This is a genomic window from Halobellus sp. EA9, from assembly GCF_051195055.1.
In the GTDB taxonomy this organism is placed as follows: Archaea; Halobacteriota; Halobacteria; order Halobacteriales; family Haloferacaceae; genus Haloquadratum; species Haloquadratum rubicundus.
This window is the reverse complement of sequence record NZ_JBNTJW010000012.1, coordinates 12082-31741: the sequence shown is the minus strand read 5'-3', so window position 1 is coordinate 31741 and position 19660 is coordinate 12082. Positions and strand designations below refer to the sequence as shown.

Genomic DNA, 19660 nt, shown 5'->3' with positions numbered 1-19660 from the left:
AGTTAACTGCGGACGACGGGACCGACTTTCAAAGACGGCGATCGCGAGTCTCACGATGAGTCTGCACTGGTACACGGCGCGGCGGGTCGCGTGGGCGGGCGTCGTCGCCTTCGTCATCCTCACGGTCACGTTCGTCCTCCTGGAGTACGCGCCGGACCCGCAGTTGGCCCGGATCCAGTTTCGGGCAGCCGCGAGCGGCGGGAGCGCGGAGGCCGCCGCGGAGGCGTACGCCCGACGACGGGGGCTGCGGGGCCCGCTCTGGGCGCGCTATCTGGACTACCTCGCGAACCTCGCGACCGGCGACTGGGGCTGGTCGGACACCCGCTCCCAGCCCGTCGTGGCGGCCATCCTGACCGCGCTCCCGTACTCGCTGATGTACACCGTTCCGGCGGTCCTCCTCTCGACCCTCCTCGGCATCGCGATCGGCCTCTACTCGGCGTTCAATCAGTACACCAAGACCGACTACGCGGCGACGTTCGTCGCGTTCTTCGGGATCAGCATCCCGAACTTCTGGTTCGGCATCGTGCTCATCCTCGTGTTCGCGGTCCACCTCGGCTGGGTGCCCGTCCTCTTCGACGCCAAGTTGGCCCGGACGCGACCCCTCTCGCTCGCGAACGCCCGGCAGCTCGCACTTCCGGTGTTCGTCCTCGGGACGGGCGCGATCGCGAGCACGATGCGCTACGCCCGGGCCGAGGCGCTGGAGTACGTCCGCGCGGCGTTCGTGAAGACCGCGCGGGCGAAGGGCGCGAGCGAGTGGCGGATCCTCACCCGACACGTCCTCCGGCCGACGCTCGTTCCCCTCTCGACGATCCTCGTCGGCGACTTGCTGGGCGTGATCCTCTCGGCGTCGTACCTCGTGGAGGTCGTCTTCGGCATTCCGGGGATCGGTCGCCTCAGCCTGGAGGCGATCCGCCGCCAGGACACCGCCCTGGTCCTCGGAACGACGCTCGTGCCCGTGTTCGTCGCCGTGATCGGCAATTTGCTCCAGGACCTCGCGTACGCCGCGCTGGACCCGCGGATCGACTACGGTGATCGGTGATGGCGGGGGACGGACGCGAGGACGGACACGACATCGCGGACCCACCAGCCGAGTCGGAGCGCGAGCGCTTCGAGGACGTCGACTGGGAGGCGATCGACGCCGACGACGGCGGCCGCTCGCGGACGCGACTCGCCGCCCTCGCGGCGGTCGTCGCCTACGCGCTCGCGCTGGCCTACGACCTGTCGCTGCCGGCCGACCGGCCGACCGTCGAGGTCGGATCCCTCGATTTCGCCTGGGACGTCACCGCGGTCGACTGGCTGTTCGTCGCGACGCTTCTGACGCTCGCCTTCGCGCTCGTCCCGCTCGCGCGGAACCGCCGGCTGACCGCCTACTACTGGCGTCGCTTCCGACGCCACACCCCCGCGGTCGTCAGCCTCGCGTACCTCGCTTTCGTCTTCCTGCTCGGCTCGGTCGGCACGCTCTTCCTCCAGCCGCCGGACCTGAACGTCGCGGCCGCGTACCAGCCGCCGGTGTTCCTGAGCGTCGACGCCGCGGTCCCGACCGAGTGCGTCGGACCGGTCGTCGACGGCCGGTGCCGAGGGACGTGGCGGTACCCGCTCGGGACCACGGCCGAGGGGAAGGGACTGCTCGCGCTCGCGATCTTCGGGATGCGCGTCAGTATGCAGGTCGGCCTGATCGCGACGCTCATCTCGATCGCGATCGCGACCGCCGTGGGCGCGACGGCCGCCTACGCGGGCGGGTGGGTCGACGAGGCGCTGATGCGCTACGTCGATATCCAACAGACCTTCCCGACGTTCTTCCTGTTTCTCTTTCTTGCATACCTCTTCGGCGGCAGCCTCTTCGTCCTCATCGTGATCTTCGGCGTGACGGGCTGGGGCGGGATCGCCCGGATCGTCCGCAGCGAGGCGCTCCAGCGCAGCGAGGAGCCCTACGTCGACGCCGCCAGCGCGGCCGGCGCGTCCGGCCCGTGGATCGTCTGGCGCCACGTCGTCCCGAACGTCTCGAACTCCATCGTCACGGCCGCGACGCTCAACATCCCGATCCTGATCCTCTCGGAGGCGGCGCTCTCGTTCATCGGCCTCGGGAACGCGACGCTGCCCTCGTGGGGGCAGACGATCGCGGCCGGGCGGGGGGACCTCGCGACCGCCTGGTGGGTCTCGACCGTCCCCGGGGTGTTCCTCTTCGCGACCATCCTGGCGTTCAACTTCGTGGGCGACGCGCTCCGGGACGCGCTCGATCCGCGGCAGGAGGTGGGCCGGTGAGCGACCCCACGGACGCCCGCGGCGAGGACGCCGGCGACGTCGCCCGCGACCCGCTCCTCCGCGTCTCGGACCTCCGCGCGCGGTTCCGGACCGACGCCGGACCCGTGCGCGCGCTCGACGGCGTCTCTTTCGACGTCGCCCGCGGCGAGACGGTCTGTCTCGTCGGCGAGTCCGGCAGCGGCAAGACCGTCGCGAGCGAGTCGATCACCGGCCTGATCGACGCCGACGGCGGCGACGTCGTCGCCGGCGAGGTCCGCTTCGACGGGCGCGACCTCCGCGACCTCCCCGAGTCGGAACTCCGCGCGCTCCGCGGCGATCGGATCGCCCACGTGTTCCAGAACCCCCAGAGCGCGCTGAATCCGGTGTACTCGATCGGCTGGCAGGTCGCGGAGGCGGTCCGGATTCACGCGGACGTCTCGAAGCGCGAGGCCCGGACGCGCGCGATCGACCTCCTCGACCGGGTCGGCCTCCCCGATCCGGCCGGTCGGATCGACGACTACCCCCACGAGCTCTCCGGCGGGATGAAACAGCGCGTCGCGATCGCGATGGCGCTGGCGGGCGAGCCGGACCTCCTGATCGCCGACGAGCCGACGACCGCGCTCGACGTGACGATCCAGTCGCAGGTGCTCGGGCTCCTCGACGGCCTCCAGTCCGAGAGGGAGATGGCGCTGCTGCTCGTGACCCACGACCTCGGCGTCGTCGCCGAGATGGCGGACCGCGTCGTCGTGCTGTACGACGGGCTCGTGATGGAGCGCGGGAGCGTCTACGACGTCTTCGAGCGGCCGTCGCACCCGTACACGCGCGCCCTGCTCGACGCGCTCCCGGGGCGGGGCGGATTCGGGCGATCGGGGACCTCAGCGGACGCAGGTACTGACGGCCAGCGCTCGACGTCGTCTCCCGGTCGTAGTTCGGCGACAGACGGCCACCCGCCGCCTGGCTGTCGGTTCCGCGCGCGCTGCCCCCACGCCGTCGACGCCTGCCGGGAGGGCGAGCACCCGCCGCTGTATCCGACGCCGGACTCGGAATCGGCCCCCGACGGCGACGCCGCGGCCGCCGAACACGTCGCGTCCTGCGTCCACTTCGGACCCGCCGGCGATACCGGCGTCGTCTATGGATCCGATCGGACCGAGGGCGAGGCCAACGCCGACAGGGGTGAGACACGATGACCGCTGATCCGCCCCCTGCCGACTCGCCGCTCTTGGCCGTCCGCGGCCTCGAAAAGCACTACCGGCTCACGGAGGGCTTCTGGAACCGCGAGGCGGGGCGCGTCCGCGCCGTCGACGGCGTCGACCTGACGGTCGAGCGCGGCGAGGCGGTCGGGCTCGTCGGCGAGTCCGGCTGCGGGAAGTCGACGGCGGCTCGAGCGATCCTCCGGATCGACGAGCCCACGGGCGGCACCGTCCGCTTTCGCGGCGAGGACGTCACCGAGTACGATCGGCCGGCGCTCAGGCGGTTCCGCCGCCGCGCGCGGCTGCTCCTCCAGGACCCGGCGTCGAGCTTCGACCCCCGGCGGTCGATCGGGGAATCGGTCGCTGAGCCGCTGGCCGTCCAGGGGATAGCGGATCGGGCGCGCAGGCGCCGGCTCGCCGAGTCGACCCTGGAGCGCGTCGGGCTCGATCGACGCGACGCCGACCGCTACCCGCACGAGCTCTCCGGCGGCGAGAAGCAGCGGGCGGCGCTGGCCCGCGCGCTCGTCGTCGATCCCGACCTCCTGATCGCGGACGAGCCCGTCTCGGCGCTCGACGCGTCCGTGCAGGCGGACGTCCTCGGACTGCTGGACCGCCTCCGGCGGGAACTTGATCTCAGCGTCCTCCTGATCAGCCACGACCTCGCCGTCGTCCGCGAGGTCTGCGACCGCGTGGCCGTGATGTACCTCGGCGAGGTCGTCGAGTCCGGGCCGGTCGAGCCCGTGTTCGGCGATCCCCGACATCCCTACACGAAGGCCCTGCTCGCGTCGATGCCGATCCCCGATCCGCGCGTCGAGCGGCCCGACGTCGGGCTCCGGGGCGAGGTCCCGAGCGCGGCCGACCCGCCCGACGGCTGTCGGTTCCACACGCGGTGTCCCGAGGTGATCCCGCCGGAGGGCTACGACCTCGACGGCGAGGGCTGGCGACGGCTCCACCGCTTTCGGGTCCGGCTCGGCCGAGAGTCGAGTATCGACGTCGGCGCGGTTCGCGAGTACGTCGCGGCCGAGCGGGGCGTCGACCCCGACGACGTCGCCAGCGAGGCGGTGCAGACTGCACTCAGACGCGAGTTCGATCTCCCCGAGTCGCTGTCGGACCCCGACGCGGAGGCGGTCCTCGACCGCGCGCTCGGCCGACTCGTCGCGGGCGACGACGCGGCCGCGGCGGAGATCCTGGCGCGGGCGTTCGGCTCGCCCTGTGAGGCGTCGTCGCCGCCGCGGCGCCGCATCGACGGAGACCGCGCCGGCCGCGACACACACACCGCCGCCTGTCACCTCCTCGACGAGGCGTCCGCGGCCGGTGCCGATGACGTCGATCGCGACGCCGATGACACCGACCGCGACGCCGGCGTCCGCGACTCGACGGACTGACGGCCGCCGCGCCGCTCACTCGATCACGAACCGCGGCTCGGCGATCCGCTCCGAGCGGCACTCCGGACACCGCGAGGGGTCGTTCAGCGGGTCGTCGAAGCCGTCGAAGCCGCACTCGCGGCACTCCGGCGGGGCGACGAGGAACTGCTCGTCCTCGCCGTCGACGCTCTGGGCGACGTGTTCGACGTGTCGGTAGACCGACGATCGGGGCACGCCGACCGCGGTCGAGAGGGCGGTCGCGTCGTGGGGCTCGGCGCGGAGCGCGTCGGCGATCCGCTGTCTCGTCGTGGCGTCCTCGCCCGGTTCGGACATATCCCTACTCCGGCGGCGGACCGCAATAGGTCCTTCTCTCCGACCGGCGGACGGCCAAAGAGGCCGCTGGGGAAACAATCTTGAGACTCCGGTCAGAGAGCGTACGTATGAAGGCTGTTGTCCTCGCGGGCGGGTACGCGACGCGGATGTGGCCGATCACGAAAGACCGGCCGAAGATGCTCTTGCCGATCGGCGACGGCACGGTCATCGACATCATCTTCGAGGAACTCGAAGCCGACGACCGGATCGACGAGGTGTTCGTGAGCACCAACGAGGCCTTCGCCGGCGACTTCGAGGCGTTCCTCGCCGACTCGCCCTACGACAAGCCGACCGTCTCCGTCGAGGAGACCGTCGAGGAGGACGAGAAGTTCGGCGTCGTCGGCGCGCTCGAACAGCTCATCGACCGCGAGGGCGTCGACGACGACCTGGTCGTCATCGCGGGCGACAACCTCCTCTCCTTCGAGGTCTCGGAGTTCGTCGACTTCTTCGAGTCGAAGGGGACGCCGTGTCTCGCCGCCTACGACGTCGGCTCGAAGGAGCGCGCGAAGTCCTACGGCCTCGTCCAGCTGGACGGCGACCGCGTCGTCGACTTCCAGGAGAAGCCCGACGATCCCCAGAGCACGCTCGTCTCGATCGCCTGTTACGCCTTCCCCGCGGAGACGCTCCCGGACTTCGAGACCTACCTCGCGAACGGCAACAACCCCGACGAGCCGGGGTGGTTTATGAAGTGGCTCCAGGACCGGGGCGTCGTCAACGCGTTCACGTTCGACGGCGCGTGGTACGACATCGGCACGCCCGAGAGCTACCTGGAGGCGGTGTCGTGGCACCTCGGCGGCGACACGTACGTCCACGGGGACGCGACGCTCGACAACGTCGAACTGGGCGAGAACGTCCACGTGATGGCCGGCGCCGAAATCACCGACTCGACGCTCGACCGGAGCGTCGTCTTCGGCGACGCGGTGATCCGCGACTCGGAGCTACGGAGCACGATCGTCGACGAGCACGCCCACGTGGAGAACCTCGATCTCTCCGCGGCGCTGGTCGGCGCTCACTCGCGGCTCGGGTAGCTCCGTCGAGGCCGACCCGGCTATCGGTACCGGACCGACACCGTGGTGGCGCCGCTTTCGGTCTCCTCGACGCTGATCGCGGGAAGCCGCGCCCACGCAGCGGGGAACCGCTCGGCGACCGCGTCCAGCCGGACGCTCGGATGGCGGAGCACCGCGTAGAGGCCGGACAGCGCGCCGAGCGCGATCAGGCCGGCGTCCGCCGTCGGACCGGTGACCGGTGCGGCGACGGCGACGCCCGCGCACGCGAGCCCCAGGAGGACATCCTCGACCGCGCCCGAGTACCGGACCAGCCGCCGCGGGCGGTGCCAGGCGCCGAGCGCGTGGTTGTACACCGCCCGCTCGGTCGTCGGGTTCCACGGCTCGGCCTCGACGCTGCCCGCGAGGACGTCCGCCCACGAGTGGGCCGCCGCCGCGGCGACGGCCACCCAGACGAGCCACAGCGTCGGGTGGGCGGCGACCGCGTGGATCCCGAGCAGGCCCGCCGCGAGCGCGGTGTATCCGACCGGGAAGTGGAGCGTCTTCCGGTGGTCGGCGACCACGTCCAGGTCGGGCGCGATCCCGCCGAGGAGCGCCGCTGCGAGCACCGGCGGCGCGGCGTACTCGGGTCCGAAGGGCAGCAACGCGGTCGCGACGGCGACGCTCGCGAGCCCGTGGGTGAACGCCATCATACGGCTATCTACAGATACCGAGGGCTCGGTAGTATAAATACTCGTCACCCGTCGCCGCCGAGGGCGAGCACCAGCCGCCGCCTGTACAGATAGACGACGACGGAGACGACGCCGAGCGCGGCGACGAGCACGCCGGCCCGGACGAGCGCGCCGTGGGAGACTCGCGTGCCGACGTAGGCGACGAGGAGGAACGAGGGGGTCCGACCGACGACGACGAGCGCCAGGAACCGTCGGGCGCGGAGGTCAGAGAGCGCGGCCACGAAACAGAGCAGATCGTCGGGAAACGTCGGCAGCAGGAAGAACACGAACAGCCCGACGGCGCCCTTCCGGTCGACGAACGCGTCCCACTGGTCCAGTTTCGCTGGCGCGATCACGCGTTCGACGTACGGCCGTCCGAACCGTCGGCTCGCGAAGAACACGATCGCGCTCCCCGCGGTGACGCCGATCATACTGTAGACGACCCCGGGGAGGCTCCCGAAGAGGTATCCCCCGACGCCGCCGAGGATCTGCCCGGGAATGGGCGCGACGACGACCTGGACGGTCTGCAGGGCGACGAACGCGAGCGGCGCGTACCAACCCAGCCCGGTCAGCTGGCTCCGGAGCCACGCGGGATCCGTCGCCGACGGGACAAACCGCTCGACGGCGACGGCGGCGACGACGAACGAACCGGCGAGCAACAGGACGCGGGCGGCGGCGCTCCGGCGGGCCGCCGGGGAGGCGAAGACGTCGTCTCGCATCACATCAGCGACGTCGTTCGGTACCGCGCGTTGGCGAACAGCTTGGTGACGTACTGCCAGGTCGAGGTGCGCCGCCCGACTGCGGTAGTGTCGCCGTCGCGCATCGCGCTGACGAGCGACTCGGCGGTGAGCGCCGTCCCGGGCGGGAGCGTCACCCCCGTCGTCGCCAGTCCGACGGTGTCCGACCGGTGGGCGTCGCTCCCGCCGAACATCGCGTACCCACGCCGTGCGGCGAAGTCCCGAGCCTGACCGTTGCGGACGTTCAGCAGCGCGTGCGCGTTGTGGACCTCGATGCCGTCGACGGACTCGATGGCGTCGGCCCGCGCCCCGTGTCGCGATCGCTGGAACGGATGCGGAACGACCGCGAGCCCGCCCCGATCGCGGACCGCGCGGGCCGTGATCGGGAGCGGTCGACCGGGCTCCGGGGCGTCGTCCACGCCGATCGCCAGCAGGTGGCCGTCGGCCGTCGAGACCTCGCAGCCGACGACGACGACGATGTCGCGATCCGCCGCGAGCGTCTTCGCGACACGGGCGCCCTCGACGGTGTCGTGGTCGGTGATGACGATCGCGTCCAGGTCGGTCCGCTCGGCCGCGTCGAGTAGCCGCTCGGGAGTGACGTGGCCGTCGTACGACGCGACGGTGTGGAGGTGCGGATCGACGGTGACGGTCCGGCCCCCTGTCATAGGTAGCCCAACTTCAGACAGAGCGCGATTCCGCCCGCGACCAGCGCGCCGACGCCGGCGAGGACGTGGCTCGCGTCGGTCTTGTATGCCTTGTAGTTCGAGATCATAAGTGGGCAGGCGGCCGCGACGAGGACGCCGGCGAGCCACCCCGACCAGCCGAACAGCACCGCGAGGAGGTAGTTCGCGACGACGACGAGGTTGGTGTGGACGACCGTCGTCCCGTGGTAGTAGCTGCGTCCGTCGTCCTCGCCGAACCCTTCCTCGTTGTGGCGGATGAGGCGCAGGCCACCGAAGGCGAGGATCAGAAAGCCGACGATCCACGTCGCGGCCACGTGGGGGGAGAACGCTCGATAGAGGAGGGCCGCCGGCACGAGGTACGCGAAGACGTCGATGAAGGAGTCGACGCGTCGCCCGAACGGCGAGGAGTCGCCCGTCCGACGCGCGTACCAGCCGTCCGCCTTGTCCAGGAGGAACGCGCCGAACATCGCCAGCAGCGCGAGGTTCGGCTCGCCCCTGAGGAACAGCAGCGCACAACCCCACGCGACGAACAGGGCCCCGAGGCTGATGTAATCGGCCCCCGTCAGCTGCGCCGCGACGTTCGTTCGGTCGCCCGGATCGAGCATTCGGTCCGTGCTCTCGACCCGGGCCCTGACCTCCCGGAGCGCCTCTCTGACTTCCTGGCTCATCCTTGTCGGATCGATGGAACGCGGACGTGTTAAAAATACTCCGAGAACTATTTACTTAGTAGAAATCTATATATCTATGTACGCGAAAGGAGAGATATCAGTCAGTTCGTCCGATAGTACGTAAACGGACCGAGCCGAATATAGGCGTGGGTCCGCGCTGACTCGAACCCCTCGCGCTCGAACAGCCGCCGGGACGGGACGTTGTCCCGGGCGACGAGCGCGGTCGCCCGCGCCGCACCCCGGTCGCTCGCCCACCGGCACGCGTGCGCGACCAGCGCCGTCGCGACGCCCCGATTCCGGCGGTCGGGATCCACGAACACGCGTCTGATGTACGCGCCCTCGAAGCTTCGATCCCGTTCGAGCGGTCGGATCGTGTGCGCGGCGTCCAGCGAACAGAACAGGTACCCGACCGGTTCGTCGCCGTCGAAGGCGGCGACGACGACCTCGTTGGGCCGGAGATCCGAACGCGGCGCGTCAAGCGCCGCGACCCGCTCGGGGTCGACGACGTCGATCGCGTGATCCGTCTTCCGGTCAGCCGCCCCCGTGGTCGGAAGCGTCGCCACGTACTCCGTCATCACCGTCGCCGTCAGCCCCATCGCCCGCAATCGATTGTAGACCGCGCGTCCATAGCGGTTTCGCGACAGCTTCCACGCCTTCGTCACGCAGGGATATATATTGGAGAGAAAAATAAATATGGTGGTCCGTCGGTGCCTGTAGAGCCGCGTCGTCGCGACGATCCGGCGTCCCACTCATCGCTCACTCGCCGAGCCACGCGTCCGTCACGCGGATGTGGCCGCGCGTCCCCTCCCAGACCGTCTCGTACTCCAGTTCGATCGGCCGGTCCATGTGCGGGCCGTCGGTCACGAGCGTCTCGAACTCCCCGCCCTCGCCGAGAACGTGGACGCCGTAGGCGTCGTTGAGCTCGGCCAGTTCGTCGAGGGCGTCGGCGTCGAGCGTGCGGCCGAGCCACGACTCGTCGAGGCCGCCGGCGGCGACCTGAACGATGGTGATCTCGAAGCCCGCCGCGAGCATCTCCTCGCCGAGCTCGCGCGGATCGCGCTGCCACAGCGGCGCGAAGAGGTCGATCCCGAGCCGGTCGCACATCGCCTCGATGCGGCAGGTCTGGTACTCGCTCTCGACGGCGCCCGCCGTGACGCCGGCGAGGCCGCCGTCCAGGTCGGACCGGAGGGCATCGAGGGCGGCCTCGAGCGGCTCCACCTCGCGGTCGCCCTGCGCGCTCGCGTCGTCGGCGTCGGCGGCGCCGAGGTCGTCGGGTTCGACCTCCACGAGTTCGATACCGATGCTCTCGGCCGCGAGGCCGGCCAGCCGGGTCTCCGGCACGTGGTACATATACGAGTCGTCGCCGGGGTGGACCGTGAGGAGCCGCGCGACGTCCAGTCCCGCTTCGAGCGCGCGGTAGAGCGCCCACGAGGAGTCCTTGCCGCCGGAGAAGAGGCTCACCCACTTGCCGGAGTCGGTCATCGGCCGACGTTGGCCGCCGGCGTACAAACGCGCACCGGTTCGCGAATCTCAGGTGTCCTCGCCGCTGTCCGTACCGTCGACGTCTCTGCCTTCAGCCCCCTCGACGTCTGGGGGTTCGACGGCGGTATCGACGTCGCCGCGGTTCCGCGCTTCCATCGCGTCCGCGATCCGCTCGAACGCGTCGACCATCCCGAAGACAGCGACCACGAGGAGCCACGTGAGGTATATCCCGGCCGTGACCCCGACGATGACGAACCACAGGAGGATCTGCCCGGCGATGACGAAGCTGTACGCAAGCGTGACGACGAGGAACGCGCCGAGTCCGATCTTCGCGTTCCGCGAGAGCCGCGGCGGAGACTGCTGCGGGGGGAATTCGGGAGGCACGCTACGCCCGTATCCCGTCGGATAAGTAAGGCTGTCGCCTGCGCCAGGCGGACCGTGGTGTTATCGTTTGTCGGAGTCGACGCGGGGGTCGGGCTCGCCGTCGTCGGCCTCGGCGCCGCCCTCGGGGTCGCTCTCGTGGTCGCTCTCGTGGTCCATCTGCGGGACCTCGCCTTCGAGCCACTCGCGGAACCACTTGACGCGCTTGAGCCGCTCGTGGGCGATGCTCTCGGCGGCGTCGGAGTTGATCCGGTCTGTGGCGTCGCGGCCGCGTTCGAGGACGCGCTCGACCATCTCGGCGGCGTCCATGTGCGTCCGCGCCTCGTAGCCCATCCGTAGGAGCATCAGGGCGGCCCCGTTGGCGCCGACCTTGTCGAGGATGTCGGCTTCGATGAGGCTCTGGGTCTCCAGGGAGACGTCGTCGAGCGGGCCCTGGTAGGAGTGGTCGGCGACGACCTGACACACCTGCTCGACGAACGACTGCGGGAAGTCGCCGTGGGTCGTCAGGTACTCGCGGGCGACGCGGGCGCCCTCCTCGGCGTGGACCTCCTGTTCGGCTTCGAGCTTCGAGATGTCGTGGAACAGCGCCGCCACGCGGACGACGTCGACGTCCGCGCCCTCCCGCTCGGCGATGCGCGTCGCGAGCTTGACGACGTTCAGGATGTGGTTGAAGCGGTACTCGGCGCTGTGCCAGGGGTACCATCGCATCCGGCCGCCGTCCTCTTCGCTCTCGACGCTCGCGGTGAGGTAATCGCGGACGAACCGCTTCATCTCCTCAAACTCCGCGTCGCTGACCGCCGACTCCTTGATCTCAACGCCCACGGAACCACCTCGGTTCCGTCCCCGTCGGGGGGTCGACGAGATCAACGTTCGCGTTCGAATTCATTACCGGATAGAACGGTTCTTCGGTTCTTAGGCGTTACGACGACCCGAAGGTCGTGGTTCGCGCGTGATTCATTCGAATTCATGCCGTGTGCTCACACGTACCGCACGAAGAAGAAGCACCCGACGAGCGAGAGGAACGACACCACGACGACGACGTCGAAGCCCGACAGCCGGTCGGCGAGGGGCTCCCCGCGGTCGTTCGTGACCTCCGCGACGATCTCTTCGCCGAACTCCCGGATCGAGTCCGCGATCGAGCCGTCGCTCTCGGTCGGTGCCGCGGTCGGCCGCGCCGTCGCCGTCGCGATGGCGTCGACTCGGCCGCCGCCTCCGGATCGTCCGACGGCTGCGCCGGGCGCACCGCCACCGGGCGCACCGCCACCGCCCGCACCGCTCGCGGCCGTGCCGTTCGGCGTCGTCGCGTTCGTCACGTTCGTCGCGTTCGCGCGGATCACTCCCGCGACCGCCAGTTCGGCGTCGTCGGCCACGACGCCGACACTCGACGTCAGGGTGAAGTTCTCGCCGACGCTCCGGTTGCCGAAGTCGAAGACGGCGCGCCAGTTGCCTTCGGGATCGACCACGGCCGATCCGGTCTTCAGGAACGCGCCGCTCCCGTTCGCGGAGCGGATCCGGAGGTCCAGCACCGTCCCCGGCGCGGCGGTCGTTCGGCCACCGATCGACTGATTCGCCGCGGCGGCGACGACCACCGGCTCGCGGTCGATCGCGATCCACCCCTCCACGAGCGCGTACTCGCCGCCCACCGACCGCTCGGTGTCGTCGAGGCCGTCGAAGGGACCGCTCTCGTTGACGGCGAACTCGACCGTGAGCGCGTCGCCCGGGCCGGGAGCGGCGGTCGATTCGCGGGTCCCGACCGCGTCGTCGTCGGCCGCGCCCGGCCCGTCGAGTCGGTACGCGACGACGTACGTGTCGTTCGCGGGATCGGCGACGACGTCGGCGTTGCTGTGGTTCAGTTCCAGCTGGTAGGCCTCCGCGTTCGCGCCCGGATCCGCCTGGGTGACGTTCAGCGCGTGGCGGTCGCCCGGAGCCGTGCCGGCCAGCGCGAAGAACGCCTCGGCGGTCGAGCCGGACTGCGATGCGAGCGCTCCCGCGAGTCCGGGCGCGACGATCCGGTGGACGACGATGTCGCCGACCGCGACCTCCGCCGACGGCGCGAGACGCGCCGCGTCCGCCGCGGCTTCGACGTCCTCGAACGCTCCGAAGTCGGTTCCGGCGGGCGCGACCCACGTGGCGAGCGACTCGGGCGCCGGCGCGTCGAGGACGAGCGTCCCGACCGACTCGGCGGCCGCACTCGCGTCCGTTCCGGGCCGCACGCCGAGCTCGTACTCGCCGACCGCCAGCGACCCCTCGATCGCGTAGCGGTCGTCGACGTCGGCCGCGACGACGGCGTCGGTCACGTTCGCGGTCGCGTTCGCCCCGCGCGGCGGAGCGGCCGCGAAGACGTCGCCGCCGTCGGCCGGCAGGGCAGTCTCTCCGACGACTGCGTCCGTGTTGAAGCGCAGCCGGACCCTCCCGTCGCCGTTCCGGTCGTCCACCGTGACGTTGGCGCGGAAGCCGTCCGCGCCGCTCCCGATCGTGACCGTGACGGCGTCGGCGTACGCCAGTTCGACGCCGATATCGACGACGTCGCCAGCGTCCTCGCCGACGACGGACGAGCGGAACGCCGCGGTCCGGAGCGCCGCGTCGACGACGGTGATCGCCTCCGAAGCGCTCGCCGTCCCGGTCGCGACGTCGGTCACCGTCACCGTGTAGTTTCCCGGGCCCGCGGCCGCCAGCGCGTCGCCGCCGATCTCGATCATCGTCTCGCCGTTCCCGGCGAGCGTCTCGTTCGCCCGCGCGACGACGGCCCCGCTCTCGTCCGCGAGCGCGACCTCGACCGTCCGGCCGCCAGTGTTCGCCAGGACCGTCCCCTCGACGGGGTCGTCGGTGGTGAGGGTCCGGTCGTCGACCGCGACGTCCAGCTCCAGCGCTCGGACGGCGAGGTCCGTTCGCTCGTCCGCGCGTCCGTCGTCGAACCGCGTTTCGATCTCGTACCCGCCGCTCCAGTTCCGCGCGGCGGTGTCGAAGACGAACGCCTGACTGCCGCTGCCGGTCCGACCGGCGAAGACGAGCGCGTCGGACTCGTCTACCACCTCGAAGGACTGATCGACGTCCTCGGTGCCGCCGTTCGCGACGAACGCGACCGTCGCGTTCTCGTAGACGTCGGCGTCGCTGCCCTCCGTCACGGTCGCGTCTGTCACCGCGACGTCGACGACGCCGGGCCTGATCGTCTCGGTGTCGATCGAGTCGTTGACGGCGTCGATCCGGACCGACGCGTTCGCGCGCGGGCCGAGCGCCGTCCCGGAACTGAGCACGACCCGGCCGCCGCTCGACCCGTCGGCGTCGAGGACGTACCGCGACGTGACGTCCTCGCCGTCGACGCTCACGGTGATGTTGTCCCCGAGCGCGAGCGCGCCCGCCGCGCCGCCCGCCTTCGAGACGTCCTCGCTGAACGGGATTTCGATGACGCTCGCCGTGTGTGCGGGCGTCGTGCTGCCGAGGTCTCCGACTGAAAATTCGGCGACCGGGCCGAGGGATAGGGGATCGGGGTCTTCGTCTATTGTTGCAGCTGTTGTCTGCTTTCCATTGGGATCTGCATCAAAGTAGACTGATTCAATTGCATCTCCATCAGAAATCTGGAGAGTTCCGACTGAATCTGTCGTATCTACTTCTTTCTCTCCGGTGAACGTAGATCCAGTTTCGTGCCCCAATAGTATTGTTTCGCCATTTGTGTAGTATAGTGCGTCTAACGACGAGGTAGTAGCAGCAAAAGTAATCGTAACAGTACCGTTCTGATTTCGAGAAACAGACGTGATGCTGTTGGTGCCGCCACCATTGTTCCGGTATTCGATATCCGATTCAGTAATTTTGCTGTCGTTATTTTCGTCCGCGACATTTCCGATCGTAGTGTATGTCTTGGTTGTTCCAGGCCGTTCTCCACGTACGGCTTCGTGAGGCTCCGTCTCGGACTCAATATTAACAACGTACGTCTCACTCGTCGAGAGATCGGCGTTGTCGACGGTCACCGTGACGGTGTCGCCGTCGGCGTACGTCGACGAATCGAACGAGATCGTTCCCGGATCAGCGGCGGCGACGTCGACCGTGACCACGGCGCTGCCGAACAGACTGAACAGGAGTAGCAATACGAGAGAGAGCGACCGTATGAGAAGTCGTTTCATTCAATTTTACTCGGGCCGTCGACGGCGCGTACGCTATCGGATAGTCGCTCTGTCGGCTCGACTGTCGACGGACTCTGTCATCGACAAATTCGGTCGAAAGAACGGGCTCCCGGGAGTGACGACTCGGCTGTGAAACGGTCACCGACCGAGCCCCTCCTGCGCACGCATTTCGTCTGTTGTCAGCCCGTGAGCAGACGAGTCAAACATCGTATAAGTAGCCTTCTATTTGCTATCAGAATCGAGATCCAGATCAAGAATACGCATACCGAACGGAATTAGATCGAATTTCTAGTTCTCATAGAAAATATTTCAGATTTTATGAGCCGGTGCTACGGCTCGTATTATCAAATCGCTGAAAAGTAGTCCCGGGCGGATTCGAACCGCCGTCATGGGCTCCAAAGGCCCATATGATTGGCCGCTACACCACGGGACTGCACCCGTAACTCACGTCGGAGTCTTTGAAAAGCCATCGGGTTGCGACCGCCGCGGCGCTGTGACCGCCGGGCGCACAGACGGCCGCGCGCGATCGGTCGCAGTACGGTCGGTCCCTATCGGGGTGGGAGTACGGTTCGACGCTGTACCCGCCGCACTCCGGGCAGACGTGATACTGGACGTCGAACGCCGTCCCGCATCCCTTGCACACGTAGGGCGTCGGTCGGTCTGCCGCCTCTGCGGACTCGCGGGGTCCCACGCCCGCGAGCGCGAGGAGGCGATCGATCGCCGCTGTCCCATCCATACACGCCGCCACTCCCGGCACCGTCTTGAAGATGTGGGCTATCGGTCCTCGCCCGTCGCTCCCGGTCGGCCCGCCCGTCACCGGAGTCAGTCCGCCCGCTGCTCTTCGGTCTCGACGCTTTCGGCGGCCACTTCGAGTTGACAGCACGCGTCGGTCTCCGGATCGAAGCAGTCCGGACACTTCTCGTTGCGGTCGATGATCGTGTCCAGCCGCTCGGCGACGAGGTCGTCGATGACCGGTTCGAGCTCGCGCGCCTCCGCGCGGAACTCGTCGACCGAGAGGACGTTCGCGAGGAAGCGCTCGATGATGCAGTAGGTCTGGAGCGCGTCGCGGGCGCGGACGATCCCCTCGTCGGTCAGCGTCACGCCCTTGTACTTCTCGTGTTCGGCGAGCCCGCGCGATTCGAGCTTGCCGATCATCTCGTTGGCGCTCGCGGGGCTGACGCCGAGCCGTTCGGCGAGCGCGCCGGTCGACGCCGGCCCGTTTTCCATCTCCTGGAGAAGATAGATCGCTTTGACGTACTGGTCTGCCGTGTTCATCGCTTCCTCCCGTCGTGCGTCGTGTTCCGTCTCATTGGCGGTCGTTCATCACTTTCGTGACCTCCTCGACGCCGTCGGCCTCCTCCTCGCGGATCTCGACGAGGACGTCGATGAGGCGGTCGCGATCGATGCCGAACGTGGCCTCCGAGGCTCGCAGCGCCCCGATGAGGTCGTCGTAGAACTTGTATGCGGTCTCCTCGTTGGCCAGCTGATCGTAGAGGATGTCGTCGAAGTCCTCCGGGTCGGTGCCGCCGTACTGGGCCTCGACGAGCGCTTCGATCTCCTCGAACGGGATGCTCTCGGCGTCCAGTTCGTCGACGAGCGACTCCAGGCGCTCGCGGTGGTCGGCGGACTCCTCGGCGGCGTGCTCCAGGAGCGACTCGATCTCGGGGTCGAGCGACCCCTCGTCGAGCGACTGGTAGTGGTGGTACGATCGGGCCTCGACGACCTCCTCGAGGACGATCCCGATCTGGAGGAGCCGCGCGAGCTGGTGGTCGGAGTTCACCCGGTGGCCGACGCTCACGGGGCCACCTCCGAGTCCCTGGGCGACGCACAGTTCATACGCAAGCGGTTGGTACAGACGAACTTAAGCCGTTCCCCTTCGCTGAGGCGTCTCCGGTGGCTCCCGCCGGCCGCGGTGGGCGGAGTCCGCTCGGAAACCGTTTTGCGGCCGGAGCGGTGAGTGGTGGTATGCTCTACGACGCAGCCTCGGACCCGGCGGCGCGCTCCCCGCCGGCCCTCCGCGAGGCGTACGAAGAACAGCTCAGGGCCGTCGTCGACGACGTCGGGGTCGAGGCCGCCGCGGCCGAGTCCGGCGTCGACCGCGAGGCCGTCAAGTCCGTCGCCGACGGTCCCGCGCCGGACCTGCGGGTCGAAGACGCCGCGGCGCTGCTCGCGCTCGACGACGGGCGCCCGGACGCCGAAACGATCGTCCTCGAACTCCAGGACCACCTGCTGATGGCGATGACGACCGGCGTCGTCGACGTCGACACGATCGCCTCGAACGTCGACCTCGACCTCTCGGGCCAGGAGATCCAGCAGGCCATCGAGGGCCGGACGTCGATGACGCTCGCCCAGCTCGCGGCGATCCAGCAGTTCCTCGCCGAGCGGAACGATCGCTGATGGCCCGGACCGTCATCGTCGGCTGCGGCTACGTCGGGCTCGAACTCGGCCGACGGCTCCGCGACGCGGGCCACGAGGTCGCGGGCGTGCGGCGCTCCGAGTCGGGGCTGGACGCCGTCGCCGACGCGGGGATCGATCCCGTGCGCGCCGACGCCACCGACCCCGACTCCCTGGACGCGCTCCCGGACGCCGACTGGGTCGTCTTCGCCGCCAGCTCCGGCGGCCGCGGCGCCGACGCCGCGCGCGAGGTCTACGTCGACGGCCTGTGGAACGTCATCGACGAGTACGGCGATCGAGCCTCCTCGCCGGACCGCCTCGTCTACACCTCCTCGACCGGCGTCTACGGCGACCACGACGGCGACTTCGTCGACGAGTCGACGCCGATCGAGCCCACGACCGAGAAGACCGAGGTCCTCGCGGAGGCCGAGCGGATCGCCCGCGAGGAAACCGCCGAGGTCGGGATTGACGGGACCGTCGCGCGCTTCGCCGGGCTGTACGGCCCCGACCGCTATCGCCTCGACCGCTACATCGAGGGGCCGGTCACGGAGGGGTACCTGAATATGGTCCACCGCGACGACGCCGCGGGCGCGGTCGCGTTCCTCCTCGACGCGGGCCGCGCGCGCGGCGACGTCGTCCTCGTCGCCGACGACGAGCCCGCCGACAAGTGGGCCTTCGCGGACTGGCTGGCCGAGCAGTGCGGCGTCGCCGAGCCGCCGAAGCGGACTATCGAAGAGCGCCTCGCCGAGTCCGACCTCTCGGACGCCGCGCGCCGCCGGCTTCGGACGAGCAAGCGCTGCGACAACGGCCGCCTCCGCGAACTGGGCTACGAGTTCGCGTACCCGACGTTCCGCGAGGGCTACCGCGACGCGATCGAGGCGTTCCGCGCCGGCGCGGACGCGTCGGAGATCTGATAGCCATTACTCTCACTGTTCACCGCGAACGCCACCCCCGGTGACGGCCTTCGGCGGGAAGAGACGAGAGTACTCACTCTGAGGCAACGAGGGGTCGATTTCCGCCGATCTGGCCGCAGTATGTCGATTGAAACGAAGGAATCTTCTTACGGGTGCATCCGCATCGGAGTCGTATGGCCAGTCCGCTCTCCGAACTGGTCGCCCTCGGTTCGGAGCTACTCGACCGCGCCGGCGCGGTCGCGATGGACCACCCGGCGGTCGCCGCCGCGGTCGTCGTCGGCCTGCTGGCGCTCGTGGCGGGCCTCGCTCTCCTCCGGCGGTTCACGCGCCCGAAGGGTGCGCAGTTCCGCGACGAGCTCGCCGCGCTCGACGAGGTGGCGGTCGTCCTCCACCCCAATCCGGACCCCGACGCGATGGCGACCGGCATCGCCGTCGCGAGCCTCGCCGAGCAGGCCGGCGCCGACGCGCGGGTGCAGTACCCCGGTCAGATCCGCCACCAGGAGAACCGCGCGTTCCAGACCGTCCTCGAACTCGACATCGACCGGATCGACCACGTCAGCGACGTCGCCGCCGAGCACGTGATCCTCGTCGACCACAACCGCCCGCGGGGGTTCGCCGGCGCCGACAGCGTCCTCCCCTTCGCGGTCGTCGACCACCACCCCGGCGACGGCACCGGCGAGGCCTTCACTGACGTCCGCACCGACTACGGCGCGGCCTCCAGCATCGCCGCGGAGTACTTCGAGGACCTGGGGGCGACGCCCGTGCCGCCGGCCAAACACGAAAGCGAGGTCGACTCGACCTACACGGTGCCGTCGACGGTCGCCACGGGCCTCCTCTACGGCATCCTCACCGACACGAAGCGGCTGACCTCGGGCTGTTCGGCCGCGGACTTCGGCGCCGCGGGCTTCCTGTATCCGGGCGTCGACGAGGACCGCCTCGACCGCATCGCCAACCCCGAGGTCTCGACGGAGGTCTTAGACCTGAAGGCGCGCGCCATCGCCGGCCGCGACGTCCGCGGGCCCTTCGCGGTCAGCGACGTCGGCCGCATCTCCAACGCCGACGCCGTCCCGCAGGCCGCCGACGAGCTGGTCCTGCTCGAAGGCGTCACCGCCGTGGTCGTCCTCGGCGAGCGGCAGGGTACGATCCACCTCTCGGGACGCTCCCGCGACGACCGGGTCCACATGGGCCGGACGCTCGACGAGGCGGTGTCGGACTTCGCCGACGGCTCCGCGGGCGGACACGCCAGGATGGGCGGCGGCCAGATCGGCCTCCGCGACGGCGAGATCCGGACGGACGACGGCGGGACGGTCGACCGCGACGCCTTCCGCGAACGGCTCTTCGCGTGCCTGTCGGGCGACACCTGAGCCGGACCGCTCGCCTCGGCGCCGGAGCGACGCCCGTT

The 19660-nt window shown here is 69.6% G+C and carries 21 protein-coding genes and 1 tRNA gene; 8 read left to right on the top strand and 14 right to left on the bottom strand.

Annotation, left to right across the window (positions count from 1 at the left end; all coding sequences use genetic code 11):
• Positions 1–55 precede the first annotated feature (55 nt).
• Genes ACQUQ0_RS14805 through ACQUQ0_RS14790 form a run of 4 tightly spaced genes read left to right on the top strand, consistent with a single transcriptional unit; the run spans position 56 to position 4816 of the window.
• The gene (locus ACQUQ0_RS14805; RefSeq protein WP_435186193.1) at positions 56–1039 is read left to right on the top strand and encodes an ABC transporter permease; all 984 of its coding nucleotides are present in this window, start codon (positions 56–58) and stop codon (positions 1037–1039) included.
• Complete coding sequence (locus ACQUQ0_RS14800; RefSeq protein ID WP_435186191.1) at positions 1039–2262, top strand: ABC transporter permease; 1224 nt, start codon at positions 1039–1041, stop codon at positions 2260–2262. Before ACQUQ0_RS14805 ends, ACQUQ0_RS14800 begins: the two co-directional genes overlap by 1 nt.
• Positions 2259–3428: an ABC transporter ATP-binding protein gene (locus ACQUQ0_RS14795; RefSeq protein ID WP_435186189.1), complete on the top strand. Its 1170-nt coding sequence runs from the start codon at positions 2259–2261 to the stop codon at positions 3426–3428. Before ACQUQ0_RS14800 ends, ACQUQ0_RS14795 begins: the two co-directional genes overlap by 4 nt.
• Positions 3425–4816 (top strand): oligopeptide/dipeptide ABC transporter ATP-binding protein, encoded by a 1392-nt coding sequence (locus tag ACQUQ0_RS14790; RefSeq protein WP_435186187.1) that lies wholly within the window; start codon positions 3425–3427, stop codon positions 4814–4816. The genes ACQUQ0_RS14795 and ACQUQ0_RS14790 overlap by 4 nt, the downstream gene beginning before the upstream one ends.
• 15 nt (positions 4817–4831) lie before the next feature.
• Here the strand turns inward: ACQUQ0_RS14790 and ACQUQ0_RS14785 are convergent, their stop codons facing one another.
• Complete coding sequence (locus ACQUQ0_RS14785) at positions 4832–5128, bottom strand: transcriptional regulator (RefSeq protein WP_372387907.1); 297 nt, start codon at positions 5126–5128, stop codon at positions 4832–4834.
• 107 nt (positions 5129–5235) lie between these two features.
• On the opposite strand from ACQUQ0_RS14785, the gene ACQUQ0_RS14780 reads away from it, so the two are divergent.
• The gene (locus ACQUQ0_RS14780) at positions 5236–6195 is read left to right on the top strand and encodes a sugar phosphate nucleotidyltransferase (RefSeq protein ID WP_435186186.1); all 960 of its coding nucleotides are present in this window, start codon (positions 5236–5238) and stop codon (positions 6193–6195) included.
• Between the two features lie 20 nt (positions 6196–6215).
• On the opposite strand, the gene ACQUQ0_RS14775 is transcribed toward ACQUQ0_RS14780, so the two are convergent.
• The 13 genes from ACQUQ0_RS14775 to ACQUQ0_RS14715 form a co-directional block, all read right to left on the bottom strand.
• Entirely contained in the window at positions 6216–6860 is a 645-nt protein-coding gene (locus ACQUQ0_RS14775) for a metal-dependent hydrolase (RefSeq protein ID WP_435186184.1), read from the bottom strand.
• 47 nt (positions 6861–6907) lie between these two features.
• On the bottom strand, positions 6908–7600 hold the full coding sequence (locus tag ACQUQ0_RS14770; RefSeq protein WP_435186182.1) for a TVP38/TMEM64 family protein: 693 nt from the start codon (positions 7598–7600) through the stop codon (positions 6908–6910).
• Positions 7600–8283 (bottom strand): CehA/McbA family metallohydrolase, encoded by a 684-nt coding sequence (locus ACQUQ0_RS14765; protein WP_435186180.1) that lies wholly within the window; start codon positions 8281–8283, stop codon positions 7600–7602. Before ACQUQ0_RS14765 ends, ACQUQ0_RS14770 begins: the two co-directional genes overlap by 1 nt.
• Complete coding sequence (locus ACQUQ0_RS14760; RefSeq protein WP_435186178.1) at positions 8280–8969, bottom strand: CDP-alcohol phosphatidyltransferase family protein; 690 nt, start codon at positions 8967–8969, stop codon at positions 8280–8282. The genes ACQUQ0_RS14765 and ACQUQ0_RS14760 overlap by 4 nt, the downstream gene beginning before the upstream one ends.
• 101 nt (positions 8970–9070) lie before the next feature.
• The gene (locus ACQUQ0_RS14755) at positions 9071–9631 is read right to left on the bottom strand and encodes a GNAT family N-acetyltransferase (RefSeq protein ID WP_435186175.1); all 561 of its coding nucleotides are present in this window, start codon (positions 9629–9631) and stop codon (positions 9071–9073) included.
• Positions 9632–9725: 94 nt separating this feature from the next.
• Positions 9726–10451, bottom strand: coding sequence for a diphthine--ammonia ligase (locus tag ACQUQ0_RS14750; RefSeq protein ID WP_435186173.1), 726 nt, complete (start codon positions 10449–10451; stop codon positions 9726–9728).
• A gap of 48 nt (positions 10452–10499) precedes the next feature.
• Positions 10500–10835, bottom strand: coding sequence for a hypothetical protein (locus ACQUQ0_RS14745; RefSeq protein WP_435186170.1), 336 nt, complete (start codon positions 10833–10835; stop codon positions 10500–10502).
• A 60-nt stretch (positions 10836–10895) separates the two neighbouring features.
• Positions 10896–11654 carry an HD domain-containing protein gene (locus ACQUQ0_RS14740; RefSeq protein ID WP_435186168.1) on the bottom strand — a complete coding sequence of 253 codons (759 nt, stop codon included), beginning with the start codon at positions 11652–11654 and terminating at the stop codon, positions 10896–10898.
• A gap of 155 nt (positions 11655–11809) precedes the next feature.
• Positions 11810–14482: a BGTF surface domain-containing protein gene (locus ACQUQ0_RS14735; protein WP_435186166.1), complete on the bottom strand. Its 2673-nt coding sequence runs from the start codon at positions 14480–14482 to the stop codon at positions 11810–11812.
• 828 nt (positions 14483–15310) lie between these two features.
• Positions 15311–15383: transfer RNA gene (locus tag ACQUQ0_RS14730), tRNA-Gln, on the bottom strand.
• Positions 15369–15686, bottom strand: coding sequence for a hypothetical protein (locus ACQUQ0_RS14725; RefSeq protein WP_435186165.1), 318 nt, complete (start codon positions 15684–15686; stop codon positions 15369–15371). Before ACQUQ0_RS14725 ends, ACQUQ0_RS14730 begins: the two co-directional genes overlap by 15 nt.
• An 86-nt stretch (positions 15687–15772) precedes the next feature.
• Positions 15773–16225: a metal-dependent transcriptional regulator gene (locus ACQUQ0_RS14720; protein WP_435186163.1), complete on the bottom strand. Its 453-nt coding sequence runs from the start codon at positions 16223–16225 to the stop codon at positions 15773–15775.
• Between the two features lie 31 nt (positions 16226–16256).
• Positions 16257–16748, bottom strand: coding sequence for a ferritin-like domain-containing protein (locus tag ACQUQ0_RS14715; protein ID WP_435186161.1), 492 nt, complete (start codon positions 16746–16748; stop codon positions 16257–16259).
• A gap of 167 nt (positions 16749–16915) precedes the next feature.
• Here ACQUQ0_RS14715 and ACQUQ0_RS14710 point away from each other — a divergent pair, with 167 nt between their 5' ends.
• The 3 genes from ACQUQ0_RS14710 to ACQUQ0_RS14700 all read left to right on the top strand — a co-directional run bounded on the left by ACQUQ0_RS14710 (position 16916) and on the right by ACQUQ0_RS14700 (position 19622).
• Positions 16916–17347 (top strand): DUF5791 family protein, encoded by a 432-nt coding sequence (locus tag ACQUQ0_RS14710; RefSeq protein WP_435186159.1) that lies wholly within the window; start codon positions 16916–16918, stop codon positions 17345–17347.
• Positions 17347–18258 carry an SDR family oxidoreductase gene (locus ACQUQ0_RS14705; protein WP_435186157.1) on the top strand — a complete coding sequence of 304 codons (912 nt, stop codon included), beginning with the start codon at positions 17347–17349 and terminating at the stop codon, positions 18256–18258. Before ACQUQ0_RS14710 ends, ACQUQ0_RS14705 begins: the two co-directional genes overlap by 1 nt.
• A gap of 242 nt (positions 18259–18500) precedes the next feature.
• Positions 18501–19622, top strand: a complete 1122-nt coding sequence (locus ACQUQ0_RS14700; protein WP_435186328.1) for a DHH family phosphoesterase — start codon at positions 18501–18503, stop codon at positions 19620–19622.
• Positions 19623–19660: the final 38 nt, after the last annotated feature.